Here is a 3779-nt window from a genome sequence, read left to right on the forward strand (position 1 = left end):
CCCGATGCGCCAGGTTTTCTTGCGTGTTGATTCGACAGGATAGGTTGCAGCTTTATATGCGTACATGGACTCCCGCCTATGAGCAAGATCGGTGTGCATTTTGAAGGTCTCGACTGCGTCCGTACATTCGGCTTTTGATGTGCCTGCCCTCAGCACGAGCCATCATGGAAGTTTGCGCGCTTGCTCCTCATCGGCCTCTTGGCTTCGTAACGCAGCCGTCGGATATATCAGGATCTGCAAGCGCCGGTCCGACCGGTTCGCCATGCTTTGCCGCTTCTTGCGCAATCGTGGATGGAGTGAAGGTATCTCGCTGCGTTACAGGGCGGCTATGCCAACTTGAAGCTGTCACTACTGGTCAATATTGCCCACGCTATCCGCGCCGTCTTGTTCGCGAGAGCAATTGCAGCGACGCTCACGTGGCGGCGTTGCATCACGGCTTTGATCCAGCGACTGTGCCGGTCATCATGACGCCCGACGAAGCGCATCACCGCCCGCGCTCCTTGGACCAGCAGAGTGCGGAGATAGGCGTCGCCGTGTTTTGTAATGCCACCCAGTTTTGACTTGCCGCCGCTTGATCGCTGCCTGGGCGTCAGACCCAACCATGCTGCGAACTGCCGCCCGTTCTTGAACTGCAGCGGATCTCCGACCCCGCTGAACAATGCGGTCGCCACAAGCGGTCCGATCCCAGGTATCGTAGCCAGACGCTGGCAGCTTTCATTGCGTTCGGATATGTCGGCAATCTCAGAAGCAAGTTCGTCGATCCATCGCTGTAACGCTGCCAACTGTTCGAGGTACATCGAACCAAGCCGGCGAAGCAGAATGGTGACTTGAGCGTCGGCATCGTTAATTAAGGCCACGATACCCTGCCTTAACTGGACAATGCCTATCGGAAAGATGAACCCCTCTTCGGCAAACATGCTCCGTATCTGGTTTGACTTCGCTGTTCGCTCATGAACCAGCCGCTCACGCATCCGATGAACCGACTGCAATGATTGCTGTTCGGCGCTTTTGATCGGTACCGGATGAATACCCGGTCGTGACACCGCAGCGCAGATGGCTGAAGCATCGTTCGCATCGTTCTTGCCGCCGACCACAAAAGGCTTCACATATTGCGTCGGCAGCAGGCGTACTGTGTGCCCCTGTGAGGTAAGTTCGCGAGCCCAGAAGTGCGAACCGTGGCACGCTTCGATACCGATCAGGCTAGATTCCAGTTTCGAGAAGAACTTCAACACATCTGCTCGGCGCAGCTTCCGCTGTATGACAGGTCTGCCGCCGCGATCGACGCCATAAACCTGGAACACGTTCTTCGCAATATCAAGACCAATGGTTAGCGTAGGCATCTCGAATCTCCCGAAAGTGGCTCCGGCAGTGTGCGCCCCGGAGGGGGCGAGAGTCCATACCATCAGCCTCATTGCAGCCTCATTCGCTGCGGGCCCCGATGAAGTCCGCTGACTCGCTCCTCATTTGTCGCACGAGCTTCGCGCTCAAATTATCTTTCAGGCTTAGCGAGTTCAGGTCCGACCTGTCTGTCATCACGCTCGATTGCCAACGCAACCTGTCGACGTCATCGTGCAATCTTCAAACTTCTTTGCGTCCCATCAAGCCATCTTTAAAGTCACGTAGCTTTGATCGTACGGCCTGTCATGCGCGAGGATTGCCCAGATTGTTCGAGCGATCTTGTTTGCTAGTGCAACAGAGAGCGTTTCGTTTGGTGGGGTGGTGCGCGCCGGGTGCGGTATTGGTGGGGTCGGGCAACCGTGTTTGAAACTGTTTTCACAGGAACGCCACACTCGCGTGCCGGCGGCACCCCACCAAACGAAACGCTCTCCAGAACACCTGCGCCGTGTCAGTGACGTTCCGCATGGGTGAACAGGTTGACAAGGAAGTATGGAGTGTCGGAGCGCTGGCTGGTCAGTTTGTCATGGGCTCTACAACGTTCTTCGGTGTCGAGATCAAGTAATAAGACGGAAAAGCGGCTCACGCCGCGTAAGAAGGAACAGATATGCAACATCCTCTGGAACAAACGATCGACGGCGAGCGCGAGCGTTGGGCGTCGAACCTGACGAACGCCATCAGACTTCTGCGCAAGCATGGATTCACTGTCGTTCAAGATTCGCTCGCGTCCCAGCAGAGCAAAGACCTTCAGGTGCGTCAATCACACGAGAGAGCGTTTCGTTTGGTGGGGTGCCGCCGGTACGCGCGTGTGGCGTTCCTGTGAAAACAGTTTCAAACACGGTTGCCCGACCCCATCAATACCGCACCCGGCGCGCACCACCCCACCAAACGAAACGCTCTCCTCGAGATGCGCGAACATTTCGGGCCAGGCTCGCGCTTGTGCTACGTCCAGCACGGCGTGTTGGTGATCGTGATGTTGGGCGGCGGTGACAAGTCCACCCAGCACGCTGACATTCGCGAGCCATTGCGCTGGCGAAATCCTTGGAGGATTGACTATGACCAAGAGAATTTAAGGTTTCCGAACTCTGACCTTGCCCTCGTTTGACGAATCCCATAGTCGGGTGAATTTTGCGGCTTCGGAGCTGTCAGAAATTTTGTGTGCTGAGGTCGGTTAAAAAACTCAGCTGATGGCGGCGGTAAATCGCTCGCCGAACAGAATGGCGAATTGATTGACTGCTTGCCGCCAGGTGATAGGTGGCATCTTCCAGTCCTTTTCGATGTTGCGCAAGACCAGGTACAGCAGTTTGCTGGCCGCTTCGTCACTCGGGAAGTGGCCGCGGTTCTTGACGATCTTGCGCAACTGCATGTGCATGCTCTCGATCGCGTTTGTCGTGTATACGATTCGACGTACCTCGGGTGGATAGGCGAAGAAGGGGATCACCTGTTCCCATTGGCGATGCCACATGGCCCGACGGTAGGAAATTTGCGGCCCCACTCGCTTTGCGCAAAGGCATCGAGTGCCGCTGCCGCCGCCTCGGCCGTCGCGGCCTAGTAGATCGGCTTGATCGCAGCAGCCAGCGGTTTGCGGTCTTTCCAGCTCGCCAGATTCAGCGAATTGCGGATCAGATGCACGATGCGGGTCTGGATTTGGGCCGCTGGATAGACTGCCTCGATCGCTTCCGGGAAGCCGCGCAAGCCGTCGACGACGGCGATCAGAATGTCGTGCAAACCGCGGCTCTTCGGTTCGTTGAAGACCTTCAGCCCGAACTTCGCGCCCTCAGTTTGTTCAATCCACAAACCCAGCACTTCCTTGCGGCCGTCGGCCCGAATGCCCAGCGCGAGATACACCGCCTTGTTCCTGACCGAGCCTTCGTCGCGGATCTTCAGCCGCAGCGCGTCGAAATACACGATCGGGTACAACGCCTCTAGCGGGCGCTGTTGCCACTGCTCGACTTCGGCCAGGACTTCCTCGGTGACGGTCGAAATGAGGTCGGGCGACACCTGCAGGCCATACAGTTCCAGCAAATGGCCCTGGATCTCACGCACGCTCATGCCGCGCGCGTACATGCTGAAAATGTGGTCGTCGAAACCGGGCAGCCGGCGCTGGTATTTGCCCACCAGTTGCGGCTCGAACGTCGCCTGCCGGTCACGTGGGATATCCAGCTTTAATTCGCCATTGGGCGTCAGAACGGTCTTCGGGCTGCTCCCGTTGCGATGATTGCCTGCCGTGCTTTGCTCCGCTCCGCTTTCCAAGTGATGTGTCAGCTCCCCCGCCAGCATGCGCTCGGCTAGTTGCTTCTTCAGTTGCCCTGCGAGGCCCGATTCGCCGAGAACCGACTCGGCGTCCCTGTTCTGAATCTGCGCCAGCAGTTGGTCGATCAACT

General features: G+C 57.4%; 2 protein-coding genes and 1 pseudogene. All 3 read right to left on the reverse strand.

The window, feature by feature from the left end:
* Positions 1–326: 326 nt before the first annotated feature.
* Entirely contained in the window at positions 327–1340 is a 1014-nt protein-coding gene (locus P0D80_RS48960; protein WP_408295659.1) for an IS110 family RNA-guided transposase, read from the reverse strand.
* Between the two features lie 506 nt (positions 1341–1846).
* Positions 1847–2110, reverse strand: a complete 264-nt coding sequence (locus P0D80_RS48965; protein WP_408295662.1) for a hypothetical protein — start codon at positions 2108–2110, stop codon at positions 1847–1849.
* Between the two features lie 465 nt (positions 2111–2575).
* A pseudogene (locus P0D80_RS48975) lies at positions 2576–3777 on the reverse strand (IS256 family transposase).
* Positions 3778–3779 lie beyond the last annotated feature (2 nt).

Origin of the sequence: Paraburkholderia sp. RL17-373-BIF-A (assembly GCF_046030175.1) — a bacterium.
GTDB lineage: Bacteria > Pseudomonadota > Gammaproteobacteria > Burkholderiales > Burkholderiaceae > Paraburkholderia.

Bases quoted from the DNA above. Each gene is read 5' to 3' on its own strand.
- P0D80_RS48960 (WP_408295659.1), bottom strand. From the start codon at position 1,340: ATGCCTACGCTAACCATTGGTCTTGATATTGCGAAGAACGTGTTCCAG.